This window comes from Pontibacter qinzhouensis (assembly GCF_008017455.1).
GTDB classification, from domain to species: domain Bacteria; phylum Bacteroidota; class Bacteroidia; order Cytophagales; family Hymenobacteraceae; genus Pontibacter; species Pontibacter qinzhouensis.
The window spans coordinates 1-18,734 of sequence record NZ_VRTY01000001.1; the positions used below are offsets into that span (position 1 = coordinate 1).

Sequence of the window (18,734 nt, forward strand, 5' to 3'; positions counted from 1 at the left end):
GGCGCTGTCTTGTTTTTTGTGTCTTAACTACTGATTCACAATTAATTAAACCCAAAACTCGCGTTAATAGAATTTACCCTTGACCTCAAACAGGCTAAAACACCTCCGGAAGGCAATTTTCATTTGAATAATTTGAAAGAAAAGGCGCACTTGGTAACAACCAGGTGCGCCTTTTGCCTTTGCTGCTTCACGACCTTCAGCACGGAACCTTCAGGTGCTATCTAAAGTTTACCTACTAACAACCGTTAGAATATATAAAGGTGTTTCACTAGCTCATAACTTTTGCCTTTCTCGCGCTGTTATCTTAACTTGAAGATCTAACCTGCTACTCTGGTACCCTATATGAAAGGACTTTGGCTTTTACTCTTTGCCTTAGTTACAGCCTCATCGGCTTTAGCACAACAGGGTATCACCCCTATCCGCACCAACCTGGAAGCTCTGCAAAACCTATCGGCTGCAGCCGGGAGAGATTACAAAGTAAATCGTGCCAGGGCCATAGAACTGGCCAACAGAAACGGCTGGGTTATAGAAAAAACGTACAAAGACGGTACCCACATGTCGCTGCAGGGCCTCGATGCCAAAGGCCTGCCGATCTACTACATTACCTACAACAACACTCGCGCAGCCGCCACCACCAAAACCGATCAGCTCTGGTCAGGCGGCGGCTTAGGTTTGAATTTGAGTGGCGCAAACAGCAGCGTGAGCTCTAAGTTAGGCGTTTGGGATGCTGGCCGCGTGCTCGAAACGCACCAGGAACTGCGCGGAAGGGTTGTGCAGAAAGACAATGCCAATACAGCCGATGACCATGCCACCCACGTTGCCGGCACCTTAGTAGCCAGTGGCGTAAACGGTTTTGCTAAGGGCATGGCCTTTGGGGTAAGGCAGCTGCAGGCCTACGACTATAACAACGATGTGTCGGAAATGGCAGCCGCAGCCAATAACCTGCTGGTCTCTAACCACTCCTACGGCTCCATTGCCGGCTGGCGCTATAACTCCGACCGCAAAGGCACCAAAGGAGACCCCTTCTGGGAATGGTGGGGCGATGCTGAAATAAGTGACACCGTAGACTATAAATTCGGCTACTACTCCGATGTTGCCACATCCTGGGACCGCATCTCTTATAACGCACCCTATTACCTGATCGTGAAGTCGGCAGGCAACAACCGCAACGACAACGGACCAGCCGTTGGTGAACCTTACTACAAACGGAGCCGCAATGGCAACTTTACGCTGGAAGCTTCGCGACCTGCCAACATCAGCAACAACAACGGCTACGACAACATACCCACCTACGGCACAGCCAAAAACATTTTAACTGTAGGAGCAGTTGCACCCATTCCGAATGGCTATAATAAGCCTGCAGATGTTGCTGTCTCTGCTTTTAGCAGCTTTGGCCCCACCGACGATGGCCGCATTAAACCCGATATTGTAGGCAACGGCGTGGCAGTGCTCTCTACCAGCAGCACCAGCGACTTCGCTTATCGCTCCTCCAACGGCACCTCCATGGCCTCGCCTAATGTGGCTGGCACCTTACTGCTGTTGCAGGAGCATTATGCCAATTTAAACAACGGCGCTGCCATGCGCTCTGCCACCCTGAAAGGCCTGGCTATTCATACTGCCGATGAAGCTGGTCCTGCTCCAGGCCCTGATTACAGGCATGGCTGGGGGTTACTTAACGCCGACAAGGCTGCCTCCGTTATTTCGAACACCAACCAGGCACACCTGCTACAGGAAAGAAGTCTGAACCAATCGCAAACTTACACCTTTCAGGTAGTGGCCTCGGGTTACGGCCCATTGGTTGCCACTATCTGCTGGACCGATCCCGAAGCCACAGCTACACCTATAGGCAGAGAGGCCCTGAACAACCGCACGCCCCGCCTGGTCAACGACCTGGACCTGCGTGTAAGCGGCCTTGGCACCACCCACCTCCCCTGGACGCTCAACCCGCTAAACCCTGCCCAGGCAGCCAGCCCCGGCGATAATACCCTGGATAATGTAGAGCAAATTACGATTGCCAATGCAGTACCCGGCGAAACCTACACCATCCGGGTATCGCACAAAGGCACGCTCCGCAACAGCAGGCAGGACTATTCGTTGCTGGTAAGTGGTATTGGCGGCAAGGCTTATTGCACCAGCGCCCCCTCCTCCGATGCCGGTGCCCGCCTTAACAGCATCTCCCTGGGTTCCCACACCCTTACAATGCCAGCCGGCTGCAGCACCACCCGCAATTACACAGCGGCTGCTCCTATCTTTTTTGAGCCGGGCCAAACGCAGGTGTTCACCTTAAACACTGGGTTCTGCGGAACAGAGGCTCCCACAGCCGCAAAAGCCTTTTTCGACTGGAACAACAATGGCAGCTTTACCGATGCAGGCGAAGAAGCAACTTTTGTTACCGGCACTTCCAATACCTTAACAGCTGCTGTAACAGCTCCTGGCACGGTGGTAGCAGGCAATAAGGTAAGAATGCGCCTGGTACTGCAGGAAACGGAGAACAGCAGTAGCATAAGCGCCTGTGGCTCTTACAGCCGTGGCGAAACGCAGGACTATGTGGTGCAGCTTATAAGGCAGCAAAACGATGTAGGCATCACCAACATATCGATTCCTGGCGGCACCCTTTGCGCTACACCATCACAAGCACTCGTTATCAGGTTGCGGAACTTCGGAGAGGCCGCGCAAACCAACATTCCGGTGTCGGTACGTGTGCTGCAGAATGGGATGGAGGTGGCTACTTTAACCGGCGTTTACAACCGCACGCTGGCTCCTTTCTCAGAAGAAGAAATGCTGCTGGAAAGTACTTTCTCCACAGAGGCTGGTACTACCTACGAACTCGTGGCCACCTCTGCCCTCGAAACCGATGTTGTGGCATCCAACAACCGACTTGCCCGCACCATTACCATCAGCACGCCAGCTGCACCACCACAAGCTTCGGCGGTGCGGTGCGGCACCAGTTCCCAATACACCCTCAACAGCTCGGGCGGCAGCTCCACCTATTGGTACGCCTCTCCTGATGCAGCAATGCCGGTAGCAGCCGGGCACCAGCTGTCGGCAGACCTAGGGCTGGTAGGCAGCAGCCTGTACGTGGCACTCAACGATTTTGCAGCTACAGTTGGGCCTCCTACTAAAAGCTTCGCAACGGGTGGCGGTTATAATCAGTTTACCCCCGATGTGTTGGTTACCACTAATGCGCCTATGCTCCTCGAAAGTGCGCGGCTCTACATTGGCCACAGCGGCCGTATCACGTTCACGGCTTTTAACGCCGATGGTGCCCCCGTCTCCAGTCGCACCTTAAATGTAGTGGCAACCCGAACTACACCAGGCACAGGTGTGCAACCCGACGATCCTGCTGATGCAGGTGCCGTGTATTATCTGGGTCTTGCTTTACCAGAAGCCGGCAACTACAGAATTGGCATAGCCTACGAGGGTGGTGCCACTATTTACAGGAACAACGAAGGTGTAGAAGGTTATCCGTTCGGTTTACCTAATGTTTTCAGCATTACCGGTTCCAGCGCTAACCCCGGCCCACTCAGTTACTATTATTATTTCTATGATTTAAAAATAAAGGCACTGGGTTGCCAGAGCGAACGTGTGTTGGCCGATATAACCACAGGAGCATCAGTTCCGCAACCAGTTGTTACACGCCTCGACAGCACCCTGGTATCGTCTGCGCCAACCGGCAACCGCTGGTACCTCAATGGAAGGCTATTGGTTGGCGCCACCGGCAACACCTATATTCCGCAGGAAACAGGCAGCTACAGCGTGTCAGTTTTAGGGGATGGCTGCATCTCGGAAATGTCGGTGCCGTACACGTACATTTACAGGCCCGATGTGCCGGAGCTGGGGCCAGAGCTACTCGTATCGCCAAATCCAAGTACAGGGCGTTTCAGGCTGGAATTGGAAACAGCCCAGGCCGAAGACATTACCTTTGAAGTAACCGATATGGTGGGCCACCTGCTGTACACAGGCAAAGTAGAGCAACGCAACGGGCAGTTCGAAGGCTTTGTCGATCTATCCGGAAAAGCATCGGGTGTGTACCTCCTGCGCGTGCAGCATGGCAGCAGGCACTACAGCAGAAAGCTGGTCGTGCAGCGGTAGCGTTTCACCTAAGTTAACCCTTGGCGACTTTTAACTCAAAAGTCTTCGGAAGGCTGTTTTCATTTGAATAATTACTGGTTAGTAGACGGCTTAAGCTGAGGTAGTAAGATTAACCATGCAGTACTCTGACGAAAAATCATGTTGTTCTGTTATTTTATAGACAATTTGCAGCTCAATACCTAAAGCTCACCTATACCCTTTACACCACATCTACTTCTCATGAAAAATGTATTCTTTTCGCTGATGCTCCTGTTGCTGCTGGCAGGTTGCACAACTTCGCCAACGGCCCAACGGAAACAACCGGAAACCTTTTACAATAGCCTGGCTGCGTTATGCGGCAACTCCTACCAGGGCACAGTTGTGCACCCCGCCGATGGCACCGACCCTTTTGCAGGCAAAGCACTAGTAATGCATGTGCAAACCTGCTCCGACACCACTTTGCGCATTCCGTTTTTGGTAGGAGAAGACAAATCGCGCACCTGGCTGGTACGACAAACGCCTGAAGGCCTGCAGCTCAAGCACGATCACCGCCACGAAGACGGCACTCCAGACGAGGTTACTATGTATGGCGGCATCTCTACAGCTCCTGCAGCGTCGCTCACTCATTCGTTCCCGGCAGATGCACACACCGCAAAGTTACTGCCTGCCGCCGCCACCAACGAATGGACGCTGGCTCTAAGCTCCGATGGCACTACCTTCAGCTATATCCTCAAACGCGACAACCAACTCCGTTTCCAGGCCGACTTCGACCTGACAAAACCGCTGTAGCCTGGACATCCAAGGGCTCTAAATGCCTTCGGAAGGCTGTTTTCATTCAAATAATTGTACTAAAGAAAAGAGCGCCATACCCTTTGCAGGATATGGCGCTCTTGTTGGGTTACTTTAAAACTGCAGGATTACAGGTCCTCTTCCCGCACCAGCATCAGCACGGCGCTTTGCGGCACGATGTAGTACTTCTCGTTAAGATAGTTAATCTCAATGGCATCGCGCTGCAGGTAAATAGCCAAATCCCCCTCCTTCGATTGAAGCGGAATATACCGTACCATTTCTTCCTCCTCTTCCCGCTCCCACGACTCCTCATCGAAACCATAGTCAGCCGAAATCGGATAGCCTGGTCCCACTTTCATAATGTAACCTTCCTGCACCTTCTCTTTTTCCTGCACACCAGGTGGCAGGTACAAACCACTTTTGGTCTGCTCCCGTGCTGATTTAGGTTTAATCAGCACCCGGTCTCCTACAATGATTATTTTCTCCAGTTTATTCTTTTCAGAAACCCTCATCGGTAATGAACTCAAACTCATAATTATGATATAGCTAATCTACTCCACCCTCTAACAGGTTGGGAATTAACTACAAAATTACACAAAATTTAATTATCCTGGCATTCCTATAGAAATGACCTCCTGCCACTACTTTTCATGCTGCCCTGAATCTGGTTTTGGTAAAACGTCGCAACAGAAGCCTGGCAACTATTACGGTTTATGCCTTCCAGCTCATCGGATATTTTTCATCCAGAAACCTGAGCGCATCTTCTGTTAAATGTAGCGGATTAAAGGTATCGATCATCACAGCATATTCTGTTGTTTCTTTCTTACCAATGCTGGCTTCTACAGTGCCTGGGTGCGGCCCGTGTGGTATGCCACCCGGATGAATCGTAAAGGAGGCTTTGTCTACGCCTTTGCGGCTCATAAAATCGCCATCTACGTAATACAGTACCTCGTCGGAGTCTACGTTGGAGTGGTTGTAGGGGGCCGGAATAGCCAGCGGATGGTAATCGAAGAGGCGAGGTACAAAAGAACAGATAACGAAGTTATGCGCCTCAAAAGTCTGGTGCACCGGTGGCGGCTGGTGCACACGCCCTGTTATGGGTTCGAAATCATAAATAGAGAAGGCATAAGGGTAAAAGTAACCATCCCAACCTACTACATCGTAGGGGCTGAAGTCGTAGTAGTACTGATGCAGAAAACCATCCTTCTTAATTTGCACCAGGTGCTCCCCTCCCGGCTGGTACTCGATGAGCTCGTGTGGCGGTCGCAGGTCGCGCTCACAGTAGGGCGCATGCTCCAGCAGCTGTCCGAAGTGGTTGCGGTAGCGACGCACAGTCTCTACCGGGCTAAACGACTCGATGACCAGCAGCCGAACAGGGCCATCGGCAAATTTAAACTGATGAATAATAGTACGCGGAATAACCAGATAATCGCCTTCGCTAAACTCGAGCTTGCCCATTTGCGAGTATAACACCCCGCTGCCTTCGTGCACGAATACCACCTCATCGGCCTGGGCATTTTTGTAGGAATAGCTCATTTCCTTCTCGGTGGGGCTGCAGATGCTGATGGTTACATCGTTGTTGAGGAGCATGGTTTTGCGGGCACTCAGGTAGTCGGAGCCGGTTTCGGTTTGCTGCAGGGTGCGCAGGTGGTGTGGCGCAAGCTTTACGTTAGCTGCCGCTTTAGGTGCATAGGGTTCGGGCTCTCCTATTTTACTGATGCGTGTAGGCGGGTTAACGTGGTACAGCAACGAGGCGACACCGCTAAAGCCAAGGGTGCCAACGACCTGCTCGGCATACAGGCTACCATCGGGCTGCCGGAACTGCGTATGCCGCTTATGCGGAATGTTTCCTAACTTACAATAGTACGCCATAACATTACCTCCAATCTTAGATCTTATCTAAACGAAGAAACGCTACTTTCAGATACTGCATATCCGAGAGTAGCGTCTCATTTTATCCTGATTTAAAAGTTACCAGTTTCCTAAACCGCATTCCGCCTCAACCCCTTGGCCCTCTACACCCTAAACCACCTTTGGAAGGGTATTTTCATTTGAATAATTGCGAAGGGCTTTATGGTTTGTTTGCTAAATGGTTAAATGGCTGTTTTTTAAAATACTGAATGCCAAAATGAGTGTGTGAGTGAATGGATTATAATTAAACTTTTAACTCTTAACTTTTAACTCTTAACTTATTTAAGCTCCTCCTTTGGCAAGCTGACCAGCTCTGGAGAACTGCTTTAGTGCCTCCTGGAACTCCTCGTCTGACTCGTGCAGCACCGGGAAGAAACCATCGTTGCCATACACGCTGCGCCCGATAAAGGCTTTCAGGTTGTTGCGGAGCAGGTTCTTGGAGCGCTTAAACTGTTCTTCGTCATAATCAATGTCGGCACTTTTCGCCAGTCTTACCACGTCCTGCAGCATTTTGTCGGTTACTTCAAAGTTTTTCTGGAAACGGTCAAACGGCATTTTATCCAGGTCTTTGCGGTTGTCGCGGTAGTAGCTCAGGGTATACTCCCTGATTACGTTTTTGCTGTACAGCTGGCTCATGTAATGCGAGAGCTCTGTTGTATCGCGGGCTACAAACACATCGGGCATAATACCACCGCCGCCATACACGGTGCGGCCACGGGTTGTTTTATATTTAAGCGAATCTACAAACAAGCTGCTATCCGGATGGAAGTATTCGCCACGCTCAAACCTGTGCAGCATGTCGAGCTGGTACTCTTCTGATCCGGCTACATACGGCTTCTGAATAGAGCGGCCGCTTGGCGTGTAGTAGCGCGAAATCGTAAGGCGCAACTCCGAACCATCGTTCATCGGAATGGGCATTTGCACCAGGCCTTTGCCAAACGAACGTCGGCCCACAATCAGGGCGCGGTCGTTATCCTGCAAGGCTCCTGCCACAATCTCAGAAGCAGAGGCACTGCCTTCGTCTACGAGTACAATCAGAGCGCCTGATTCAAATTCACCTTTGGTTCTGGCAAATGTTTTTGAATCGTATTTAGAGCCTTTTCCGTCGGTATACACAATCAGTTTGTTCCCCGACAGAAACTCATCGGCCATGCGGGTGGCATGGTCCATGTAACCGCCGGGGTTGCCACGCAGGTCCAGGATGAGTTGTTGCAGCCCTTTTTTCTTGAGGCCGGTAAGTGCCTGCTTAAACTCTTCGAAGGTGTTGGCTGAGAAACGGCTCACTTTTATGTAGCCGGTGTTGTCGTCTACCATATAGCTTACATCTACCGACCTGGTAGGTATTTTGCTGCGGCTAATGGTAAAGTTAAGCGGCTTGTTGCTGCCTTTGCGCTGAATGGTCATACTTACCTTGCTGCCTTTGGGGCCGCGCAGGCGCTTAAACACACCCTCGTTAGTAATTCCGATACCAGCCACATTCTCGTTTTCTACCTTCACGATCTTGTCGCCTGCCTGTATGCCGGCTGCCTCAGATGGTCCTCCGCTAATAGGCGTCACCACATAAATTGTATCTTTAAAAATATTGAATTCCACGCCAATTCCTTCAAAATCGCCTTCTAGGTAGGAGCGTGCCATAGCCAGTTGCGCAGCCGGTATGTAAGAAGTATGCGGATCCAGTTTTTCCAGCATCTTGGTAATGGCAAAATCAGACAACTCCGAAATGTTAACCGTATCCACATAATCGCGGTCTATGTAACTCAGAATGTCACGAAATTTCAGGTAGCTCTTGGCTGTGTCTTGCGGGTTGCCGGTGCTGGGCGAGAAGGTATTGGCTCCTATGAGTACACCTACTACCAAGGCCATGGCTATGAACAACGGTAACCTTATCTGAAACAAGGAATTACCGTGCCCTTTCCGCTGCGGTGTTGGTGTCTGCTCCTCTTGTGGGGTATTTATTGGCTCTTCACTCATTTCATCAATCTAGCTAAAGAATGGGGTAATATATTAAAAAATTTTGCCTGCCACATCTAAAAAAAAGCAATCAGACTTCTTTCTTTTACCGCTGCAGGAGTGGCTATGTTCTAGGTTAACAGTAAAAGGTACAAACTTTGTTCGTATTATTTTAATTTTATGCGCTTTTGATTTGGCTTTGGCGGTCTTGTTCACCACCACGAACCAAGAGCTTGAAAAAAACTATTACCTTTGTAGTACAAATTGTGTGCTACATCTGCCATACCTGCCAATGTAGCACACATTCAGCTATAGTAATGGGAAGAATTCTGGCCATAGATTACGGGACTAAACGAGTGGGCATTGCCGTAACGGATACGCTGCAGCTAATTGCGAACCCTTTAGAAACCGTTCATGCCAAAGATGTGTTAGTTTATCTGAAAGCTTACCTGCAACGCGAACCGGTAGAGGCTTTTGTGGTAGGCATGCCACGCAACCTCCTGGGTAACCCCACCGACTCTACCCAGCATGTAGTAGGTTTTGTGAGGAAACTGCAGAAAGAATTTCCGGCCACACCTGTGCATACCGTAGACGAGCGCTTTACCTCGCGTATGGCCCAGCAAGCCATGTTGGCAGGAGGGCTGAAAAAGAAAGACCGGCAAGATAAAGGCACGGTAGACCGAGTAAGTGCCGCCATTATTTTACAATCGTATTTAGAAAGCAGAACCATATGATTTACCCGATTACAGCCTACGGCGACCCTGTACTGAAAGAGCACGCGCAGGACATTCCAAAGGACTTTCCTGAACTGAAAGAACTCGTAGACGACATGTTTGCCACCATGTACCATGCCCATGGCGTAGGACTTGCCGCCCCACAGATAAGCAAGAGCATCCGGTTGTTTGTGATAGACTCTGAACCGATGATGGACGATGAAGACGAAGGCAAAGGCGTTAAGAAAGCATTTATAAACCCCGAGATACTGGAGGAAGACGGTGAAGAATGGGGTTTTGAGGAAGGCTGCCTGAGCATACCGGGCGTTCGCGAGGTAGTGTACCGCCCCGAGCGCATCGTTATCCGCTACTTCGACGAAGACTGGAACGAACACACCGATACGTACGACGGCATGACGGCCCGCGTTATTCAACATGAGTACGATCACATCGAGGGTATTCTGTTTACCGACTACCTCTCTGGCCTGAAGAAGCGCCTGCTCAAAACAAAGCTCACCAAAATTTCGAAGGGCTATGTAGATGCCGATTATAAAATGAAATTCCCGGCACTGTCTAAAAAGCGATAGTGGCTAAAACCGGAACAAACTAAAAACCGCCTGCTGCAGCTTTGCAACAGGCGGTTTTTAGTTTTATAAACTTTACCAGCGGCTTTACCTTACTGGCTCGTAAGCTGGGTTAGCTGGTTTATAAGTTTTTCGCGCCTGGCCGTAACAAAGGGGTAGCGCGTGCCATCTTTGGTAACCACATCCAGCCCCATCGGCAGAATAAGCAGCCTGTTCTTCTTCTCAAATCGGTCTATTTCCTTTAACCGCACAAAGGTGCTGTCGCGGCCATGCACATATACCGGAACAGGCCAATACTGGGGCTGCGGCACAAATATCAGCTCATCTTCGGTAGCGGCTACCCAGCCTCTCGCCGGCCAGATGTTTGGCGACTTCCGATGTAGCTCCACATTCTTCTGCACCATCACCAGTTTCTCACCAGATGCCGAGTACATGGGCGTTTTATGCTGGCATCCGAAAGTGAAGAGAGCAGCCAGCATGACCAGGGCAAAGGTCGTTTTCATAAAAAGGCAAGTTCGTAATAAGGCTACGGATTCTTTTCTTTAGACAAGATAACTTAAAAATTGTTTAAACTTAAACATTGGAACATTATTTTATATTTTCCCTGAAAACACCCTTGACTACTTTTATGCTGAAATTCTTTTGGAGGCTGTTTTTATTTGAATAATTGCGTGTGTAACATATTACATTATAATTGCGTGTGTAACATATTACATTGTTTTCATATGATGATAATTTTATAAAGAGGTTCCATCTGGCTTAGCTGCTGCTCAATCCAATGCCCTGCTACAGTTTTTTTGCATAGCCTTGGCTCTGAGCGCTCAGAGCCCTAGCAACGGAGCAAAAAAGCCAGAGGGCACCGAATCAAGCAGAAGCAAAAAGTACTGGAACCAACTACTGGAACCAACTAAAAGAAGCAACCAGTTCTTAATTTTTAACTCCTACCCAAGTAGCTAATCTAAAAAACTATCGGCATAAAAAAGGAACTCCTGAACCTCTGCCTGTTACAAATCCGTACCTCATGGTTATGACAGCTGCGTTTCGGATTATAGCACTTTTTCTGGCCTGCTGGCTCCTGTTGCCGCTCAATGGCTTTACCTGGGGCTTTTTTGCGCATCAGCGCATTAATCGGCTTGCAGTTTTCACGCTGCCTCCTGATATGGTTCCGTTCTACAAAAAGCATATCCGCTACATTACCGAGAATGCCATTAACCCCGACCGCCGCCGCTATGCCGTGGCAGGCGAGGCCCCACGGCATTACATCGATATTGATGTGTACGGCGACAGCGCCATCTACAAAATGCCACGCTACTGGCAACAGGCCGTCGAGAAATACTCCGAAGATACCCTGATGGCTTACGGCATCGTTCCCTGGCACATCAACCGCATGAAGTACCAGCTTACAGAAGCATTCAGAGAACGTAACGTCGACAGGATTCTGCGTATTTCCGCTGATCTGGGCCATTACATTGCTGATGCCTGTGTACCCTTGCATACCACCCACAACTACAACGGGCAGCTAACGGGGCAGCGGGGCATACACGGCTTCTGGGAATCCCGGCTTCCGGAGCTGCTCTCCGACGACTACGACTTTTTTGTTGGACCTGCCACTTACATAGAGCAACCACAACTCCGCGCCTGGGACCTGGTAACCTCCGCACACATGGCCTTAGACTCGGTGCTTCGGTTTGAGCGGGAACTCACACAACAGTTCGACGAAGACAAGAAATATAGTTTTGAAGTGCGTAACAACGTAACGGTGCGTGTTTACTCCAGCGCCTTCTCCAGAGCCTACCACGCCAGGCTAAACGGGCAGGTGGAGCGGCAGATGCGCCTGGCCATACAAACTGTGGCCAGCTTCTGGTACACTGCCTGGGTAGATGCCGGCCAGCCGCACTTAACCGGCGATATTTCGGAACAAGAGATACAACTGCTGAAGATGGAGGAAAAGGATTACGACAAAGGCTCACACAAAGCCCGCGAAGAAGGCGACGCCTCCCTACCTCCACAGCACCAGCACAACCAGCACCTGGTGCTTTGCTGCGGTAGAGAAGAAGAGTAAATAGTTTTGCAGCTGCTGTGCATTAAACACTCGCAGCGTGCGCAGCTCCTGCGAGTGTTTAATGCACAGCAGTTAGAGTGGCGGCAACTGAGCCCCATCGCTCATTCGAGCAATTTTAGTCGCTGTAGCTTCTGCGATTGTAGCAGACACGCTGCAACTATTACTGCTTCTCCTTGCCTGTAAATTTGCTGTAGATAGCCATCCGGAGTTGGCGGAGCAGTTTCAGGGGTAGCGGCAGGTTATTGTATTGCCACATCAGAAACGCAACGGGTGTGGAGCCGAAGCTGGCGTAAAAATGAGAGATACTATCCAGCGAAGGGCTTTCGAAATCCAGCACCCAATCAGAAGAAGCGTTTTGTTTTATCACCTCATCGAGCAGCAGAGTTCGGCCATTTTTAACTCTGCCGGCCTCATTTGCTGCATTAAACAAGTAAATAATCCGGTCGCCGTAGAACACGAACATGGCTGCTGCGTTAAGTGTGCCGTCGGGTGTGGTGGTGTACCACAGCTTCACCAGCTTGCGTTGGAGCAACTCCTGGTACAGCTTCCGCAAGAGGGTGTAGGCTACTTCTGCCACGCCACCATAAATTTTGTGCTGCACGTTTTCCCTGAAAAACCGGATCATGGGGTCCGGATCATCCAGTTCCACCAGGTGCAGGTTTGCCTGCTGCGCGCGTTTCAGGTTTAGTTTACGGTCGCGGGTGTAGTGGCTGCGGAGAGTTTCGTACGGCTCATGGAGTGGCAGGTAATGCGTGAAGCAGGTGGTAAACGCCGGCTGCTCCGGCAATGCCTGTAGCAGGTCGGTGTTGGCCGTGTTAAAGCTATAGGTGGTGCTGAGGCTGAAGTGGCTCCGGGCAATAGCCAGCATCTCCCCTATCTGCTGCCTCTTAAAATGCGGCCTGGCAAAAACCCCTAATTGCTGGCAAAAAAGCGGCTGGCGCAGATAGTGCACCCCCAGCTTTTGGGCCACCGGCAACGGCAGCACCGCCAGGTATTCCCCCTGCTCCTCTTCTACCACGGCCCACCACCCCGGCGACACCACATCCAGGTACCACGAGAGCGCATACACCTGCTTTTCTGCAGAGGCCTCTATGCAGGCATCCCAGGCTTGTTTGTTTAGCTGGTGGTGTCGGAGCAGTTGCGCCAAATCGGGTTTCGGTTTTTATGAAGAGAAAAATTCTTGTGTCTTGTGTCCTGCGTCTAAAAAGAAGAACTACTCTTCTTCGGCTACACCTCTGTTTGGCTTTAAGGCGCGGTAGAGCTTCATGCGCAGGTCCCGGATGAGGCGCACCGGAAGTGGCAGCTTGTTCTGGTGCAGAGCCAGGTACTGCACCTGCTTTGCCCCGAAGCTGGCATAAAACTGGTCTATCTGCTCAATGGCCGGGCTTTCAAAGTCGAAGGTGAAGCCGGAGCTGGCGTACTGCCGTATCACCTCGTCCAGCATCAGGGTACGGCCGTTGGTGACACGCCCTACCTCGTCTGCGGCATTAAAGGTGTAGCTCACCGTGCCTTTGTAGTTGGCAAAAAGACAGCCTGCATTCAGCTTTCCATCTATAGAAGAGTAAAACAGCTGCCCCATCCGGTGTTCCCGCATCTTTGCAAAAATATCGCGTAGCATCTGATAAGTAGGTTCTGCCACACCGCCTACCACTTTATGTTCCACGTGCTCCTTAAAAAACGAGATCATAGGTTCTATGTCTTCACTCTCTGCTATAACCAAACCAGCCCGTTTTGCCCGTTTCAGGTTCATTTTGCGGTCGCGGTTGTAGCCTCTGTAGAGTTCGGCGTACGGCTTGTCGAGGAGCAGGTAGCGGGTGTGGCGGGGCTGCAACTGGTATTGTGGTCTGAGTTGCAGCAGCGCCTGCGTGTTTTCCGTCACAAATTTGTAGTTGTGTATAAACCGGAAATGCCTGGTGGTTTCGGCCAGAAAAGCTGCTGCCACCGCATCTGCTCCACCCGGCTTCACCGACATTATACCCAATTGCTGACAATAGTAAGAGGGGCCAAGGCGCGAGAAGCCCATTTTGGACGAGCCCGGCAGCGGCATTACCGTCAGGTAGCGGCCGTTCTCCTCCTCTACCAGCGCATGCCAACCCGGCGACACAATATCTAAGTACCACGACAGCGCACACAGCACCCCCTCCTCAGAAGCCTCTATGCAGGCATCCCATTGGGCTTTATCTAGCTGGTGGTGGCGCAGGTACCGGATCATAGCAAACTCTCGAAAGTACGCAAGCTAGCAAATAGCAGCATCAATCTGAAAAATTAGGCTAAAAACCCTCGACACCTTACAAGCCAAAAACCCTTCGGAAGGCTGTTTTCATTTGAATAATTTGGGTGTTGGTTCTTGATTGGTAGTTGTTAAATGGTTCAATTGTTAATTGGTTGGGAATAGCAGGTAAGACCTCGCAGCGTGCGCAGCTCCTGCGAGTGTCTGGACTAAACAGATACTCGCAGGAGCTAACCTCAAAGCACATGCAAGAAAGTTTTCAGGATAAATCAACCTGTTTCAGTGGTAACATCGAAATTATTCAAATGAAAATACCCTCCAGAGGATTTTTCATCTGAATTTTGCCAAGGGTCTATCAGGCAGAAAAGGGCTTATGTCCTCTGTCTTATGTCCTCGAAAAAGTTTAACTTGCTCAATGTTTGACGTATTTATTTCCGCATGATGCCTTCTCTACACTACTTTCTACAATTTCGGCACGCTCTTTTGCTGGTGTTTTTTGCCTTGGTACAGGTGCAGACCCAGGCGCAGCAAACGGTTAAACCTGCCGAGTTAGCCACACTCGATGCTTATTATCAACAAGCGCTTAAAGACTGGGATGTACCTGGCATGGCTATCGCCATTGTTAAAAACGATTCGGTTATTTTTGCCAAAGGCTACGGAGTGCTCAACGCTACAGCTGGCGGGCAGGTAGATGCTAACACGGTTTTCGGTATCGCCTCTAACACCAAAGCTTATACAGCGGCAGCCTTAGGAATCCTAGTGGATGAAGGCAAAATAAGCTGGGACGACCCGGTAGCCAAGTACCTGCCTTACCTGCAGCTCTACAACCCTTACGTAACGCAAAGCCTCAATATAAAAGACCTGCTCAGCCACCGGGCCGGGTTCAAAACCTTTAGCGGCGACCTGCTCTGGTACCACACCACCTACAGCCGCCGCCAAATTCTGGAGCGGGCAAAGCACCTGGAGCCGGAATATGGCTTCCGTGATGGCTATGGCTACTCGAACCTCATGTTTATAGCAGCCGGTGAGGTAATAGAAGCTGTTACCGGCAAAACCTGGGAAGCTTTTATACAGGAGCGGTTCTTCCTGCCACTCAACATGACCAGCAGCTACACCTCTGTCACGCAGCTGGCAGGCAAACCTAACATCGCCTCTCCTCATGGCTTCGACGAGAAAGGAAAACCTGTTCCGACCACCTTCCGCCCCTGGGACAGCTGGAACCCGGCTGCCGGCATTTTTACCAGCGTAAACCAGCAGGCCCAATGGATGCGCCTGCAACTCAACCGCGGCACTTACAAAGGCAAACGTATTTTTAGCGAAGATGCCAGCCAGATAATGTGGACAGCACACAATCCGTTTCCGGTAACACGGCAGGCCGAGCGCATGGTGCCATCCACGCACTTTCAGGCGGCAGGTCTGGGCTGGATGATGAGCGACTACGAAGGGCGCAAAGTTATAAACCACGGTGGCGGGCACGAAGGCATGAACAGCCGCACGGTACTGGTGCCGGAAGAAAACCTGGGTGTGGTTATTCTGACCAACAGCATGAGCAGCATAATGACGCCAGTGGCCAATTACACCATCGATAAGCTTTTCGGGAAAGAAAACGGCCGCGACTGGAGCAAGTTTTACCTCGACCTGATGGCCCGTGGCAGGCAAGCTGAAAAAGACGCAGCGGCCAAGGCCCCCAAAGTGAAGCCAGTGAAAGGAAAACCAACCATGCCGCTACAGGCTTACACCGGCACCTACAACAGTCCCTTCTATGGCGATGCCACCATCAGGCTGCAAAACGGAAAACTTGAACTGCACCTGGCACCTGCTCCTACTTTAGGCGGAACACTCAAGCACTGGCAGCATGATATTTTTGATCTGGAGTGGAAGAATAACTATGCCCTGCTCACCCCCACCCGCGTCAGGTTCCTGGTTGGTGAAGACGGTACTATAGCAGGCATGCGCTTAGATGCCAACAACCCTGATTTCCATTTCAGCGAGCTGAAGTTTACAAAGGTGCAATAACTGTAGTAACGGGCGGAAAGCGGTGAGCTTAGCTTCAAAAGGCAGTGTCGCATCTGGTGAGCCTATATATGCAAAAGGCCGTACTTTTAGTGCGGCCTGTATGCATGTAGTTGAGGTGAGAATTAAGTTAAGATAGCTGCAATAGTGCTGATAACAGCAAAATAGCCGGCAATGAGCCAGTAAGCCATCGTTTCATCGCTGTTGTGTAGAGTTTTTTTCATGATTGACATATTTTTGATTTTACAACAATAGAATCATATCAACTTAATGATATTGTTATATTTTTTACGAGTGATAACTACTATTTGTTTGTCAATCAGGAGCTATTTCGAAAGTATTTTATCTATATTTTTGATAAGAACCATTTTATTTAAAACATCATATTATATAAGTATATATATTTTTATATATTATAACTAGTTCTTTTGCTTTTATACAAGCCGTTTTCAAACTGGGAACACGGCTGTTTTGCAGAAAATAAGCAGAATTTCATTTCCCAAAATGGTGCAATTTTCTATTAACAATAGGCGCAGATACAAAAAAGCCTGCTGCATAACTGCAGCAGGCTTTCCCAATTTGATTTAACCTTAATTTATAGTTGGCACCAGCCTAAACCAGTTTTTTGTACCTGATTCGTTTTGGCTCATAGTCACCCAGTCGTTTTTTCTTGTTTTCTTCGTACTCGGTATAGTTTCCTTCGAACCAGTAAACCTGCGAGTCGCCTTCAAAGGCCAGAATATGAGTGCAAATTCTGTCGAGGAACCAGCGGTCGTGCGATATAATTACAGCACAACCGGCAAAGTTCTCCAGCGCATCTTCCAGCGCACGGATAGCGTTTACATCCAGGTCGTTGGTTGGCTCATCGAGCAGCAGCAGGTTACCGCCTTCTTTCAGGGTCATGGCCAGGTGTACCCTGTTACGCTCACCACCCGACAGCTTATCTACTTTCTTCTCCTGGTCGCCGCCCGAAAAGTTGAACTTGCTCACATAGGCCCGCGACACGATCTGGCGACCTGCCATCATCATGTGTTCCGTGCCACCCGAAATTACCTCAAACACCGACTTGTTGCCATCCAGCTGCGCATGTTCCTGGTCTACGTACGATGTCTGCACTGTGGAGCCAACAGTAAAGTCGCCGGCATCTGGTTTCTCCTGGCCGGTTATCAGCTTAAACAACGTGGTTTTACCGGCACCGTTTGGCCCGATAATGCCCACAATCCCACCTTGCGGCAAGGCAAAGCTCAGGTTCTCGAACAACAGCTTATCGCCGTATGCTTTGCTTACGTTGTTTACCTCAATTACCTGCGCGCCCAGCCGTGGGCCATCTGGTATAAAGAGCTCCAGTTTCTCTTCTTTCGATTTAGACTCTTCGCCTGCCAGTTTGTCGTATTGGCTCAAACGGGCCTTCGACTTGGCATGACGTGCTTTCGGAGCCATCTTCACCCATTCCAGCTCACGCTGCAGCGTTTTCTGGCGCTTGCTCTCTGTCTTCTCTTCCTGCGACAGGCGGTTAGACTTCTGCTCCAGCCAGCTGCTGTAGTTGCCTTTCCACGGAATACCTTCGCCACGGTCGAGCTCCAGAATCCAGCCAGCCACGTTATCGAGGAAGTAGCGGTCGTGAGTAACGGCTATAACAGTTCCTTTGTAGTGCTGCAGGTGTTGCTCCAGCCAGTCAACCGATTCGGCATCGAGGTGGTTGGTAGGTTCATCGAGCAGCAGTACGTCCGGCTCCTGCAAGAGCAGGCGGCACAGGGCCACACGGCGCTTCTCACCACCCGACAGGTTCCCGATAATGGCATCTTCCGGCGGGGTACGCAGGGCATCCATGGCACGCTCCAGGCGGTTGTCGAGTTCCCAGGCGTTGAGCTGGTCCAGGCGCTCCTGCACCTCGCCTTGGCGTTCAATGAGCTTGTTCATGGCATCGTCGGTCATTTCTTCGCCGAACTTCATGTTAATCTCGTCGAACTCACGCAGCAGGTTCACCACCTCGCTAACACCCTCTTCTACTACCTCCCGCACGGTTTTAGAGGCATCCAGTTGCGGCTCCTGCTCCAGGTAGCCAACCGTATAACCCGGCGACCACACCACTTCCCCCTGAAACTCTTTATCGACACCGGCAATTATTTTAAGCAAGCTAGATTTACCTGAGCCGTTGAGGCCGAGCACGCCTATTTTTGCGCCATAGAAAAAAGACAGGTAAATGTTTTTAAGTACTTGTTTCTTTGGCGGGTAAATCTTGCTTACCCCAGCCATTGAGAAGATGATGGTTTCGTTACTCATATTGCATTTATCAGTTATACACGTACTCTTTAAAATTTGAACTTGAGGTGCCTGAAAGACAAGCATATCAGGCTTTGACCCTGCTTCTAACATTAAAATGTTCGAAGAATTACAAATATCGGAAAAAA

13 protein-coding genes are annotated in these 18,734 nt (G+C 50.3%); 6 read left to right on the forward strand and 7 right to left on the reverse strand.

What is annotated here, in order from left to right; all coding sequences use genetic code 11:
• Positions 1-342 precede the first annotated feature (342 nt).
• Positions 343-4,092 carry a S8 family serine peptidase gene (locus FVR03_RS00005; RefSeq protein WP_147919700.1) on the forward strand — a complete coding sequence of 1,250 codons (3,750 nt, stop codon included), beginning with the start codon at positions 343-345 and terminating at the stop codon, positions 4,090-4,092.
• 219 nt (positions 4,093-4,311) lie between these two features.
• Positions 4,312-4,860, forward strand: coding sequence for a hypothetical protein (locus FVR03_RS00010; RefSeq protein WP_187269976.1), 549 nt, complete (start codon positions 4,312-4,314; stop codon positions 4,858-4,860).
• Positions 4,861-4,988: 128 nt separating this feature from the next.
• Here FVR03_RS00010 and FVR03_RS00015 read toward each other — a convergent pair whose 3' ends face one another.
• The 3 genes from FVR03_RS00015 to FVR03_RS00025 form a co-directional block, all read right to left on the reverse strand.
• Positions 4,989-5,372 (reverse strand): co-chaperone GroES, encoded by a 384-nt coding sequence (locus FVR03_RS00015; RefSeq protein ID WP_147919701.1) that lies wholly within the window; start codon positions 5,370-5,372, stop codon positions 4,989-4,991.
• A gap of 199 nt (positions 5,373-5,571) precedes the next feature.
• Complete coding sequence (locus FVR03_RS00020; protein ID WP_147919702.1) at positions 5,572-6,732, reverse strand: homogentisate 1,2-dioxygenase; 1,161 nt, start codon at positions 6,730-6,732, stop codon at positions 5,572-5,574.
• Between the two features lie 321 nt (positions 6,733-7,053).
• Complete coding sequence (locus FVR03_RS00025) at positions 7,054-8,742, reverse strand: S41 family peptidase (RefSeq protein ID WP_147919703.1); 1,689 nt, start codon at positions 8,740-8,742, stop codon at positions 7,054-7,056.
• Between the two features lie 296 nt (positions 8,743-9,038).
• On the opposite strand from FVR03_RS00025, the gene ruvX reads away from it, so the two are divergent.
• Both ruvX and def read left to right on the forward strand, forming a co-directional pair.
• Positions 9,039-9,455 carry a Holliday junction resolvase RuvX gene (gene ruvX, locus FVR03_RS00030; RefSeq protein WP_147919704.1) on the forward strand — a complete coding sequence of 139 codons (417 nt, stop codon included), beginning with the start codon at positions 9,039-9,041 and terminating at the stop codon, positions 9,453-9,455.
• Positions 9,452-10,021, forward strand: coding sequence for a peptide deformylase (gene def, locus FVR03_RS00035; protein ID WP_147919705.1), 570 nt, complete (start codon positions 9,452-9,454; stop codon positions 10,019-10,021). Before ruvX ends, def begins: the two co-directional genes overlap by 4 nt.
• Before the next feature lie 89 nt (positions 10,022-10,110).
• On the opposite strand, the gene FVR03_RS00040 is transcribed toward def, so the two are convergent.
• Complete coding sequence (locus tag FVR03_RS00040; RefSeq protein WP_147919706.1) at positions 10,111-10,521, reverse strand: hypothetical protein; 411 nt, start codon at positions 10,519-10,521, stop codon at positions 10,111-10,113.
• A gap of 524 nt (positions 10,522-11,045) precedes the next feature.
• Here FVR03_RS00040 and FVR03_RS00045 point away from each other — a divergent pair.
• The gene (locus FVR03_RS00045) at positions 11,046-12,080 is read left to right on the forward strand and encodes a zinc dependent phospholipase C family protein (RefSeq protein WP_147919707.1); all 1,035 of its coding nucleotides are present in this window, start codon (positions 11,046-11,048) and stop codon (positions 12,078-12,080) included.
• A gap of 160 nt (positions 12,081-12,240) precedes the next feature.
• Here the strand turns inward: FVR03_RS00045 and FVR03_RS00050 are convergent, their stop codons facing one another.
• Positions 12,241-13,227: a GNAT family N-acetyltransferase gene (locus tag FVR03_RS00050; protein WP_147919708.1), complete on the reverse strand. Its 987-nt coding sequence runs from the start codon at positions 13,225-13,227 to the stop codon at positions 12,241-12,243.
• Between the two features lie 66 nt (positions 13,228-13,293).
• Positions 13,294-14,292: a GNAT family N-acetyltransferase gene (locus tag FVR03_RS00055; protein WP_147919709.1), complete on the reverse strand. Its 999-nt coding sequence runs from the start codon at positions 14,290-14,292 to the stop codon at positions 13,294-13,296.
• Between the two features lie 456 nt (positions 14,293-14,748).
• Here FVR03_RS00055 and FVR03_RS00060 point away from each other — a divergent pair, with 456 nt between their 5' ends.
• Positions 14,749-16,326 carry a serine hydrolase gene (locus tag FVR03_RS00060; RefSeq protein WP_255473969.1) on the forward strand — a complete coding sequence of 526 codons (1,578 nt, stop codon included), beginning with the start codon at positions 14,749-14,751 and terminating at the stop codon, positions 16,324-16,326.
• A 609-nt stretch (positions 16,327-16,935) separates the two neighbouring features.
• On the opposite strand, the gene ettA is transcribed toward FVR03_RS00060, so the two are convergent.
• Positions 16,936-18,606 carry an energy-dependent translational throttle protein EttA gene (gene ettA, locus FVR03_RS00065; protein WP_147919710.1) on the reverse strand — a complete coding sequence of 557 codons (1,671 nt, stop codon included), beginning with the start codon at positions 18,604-18,606 and terminating at the stop codon, positions 16,936-16,938.
• Between the last annotated feature and the right edge of the window lie 128 nt (positions 18,607-18,734).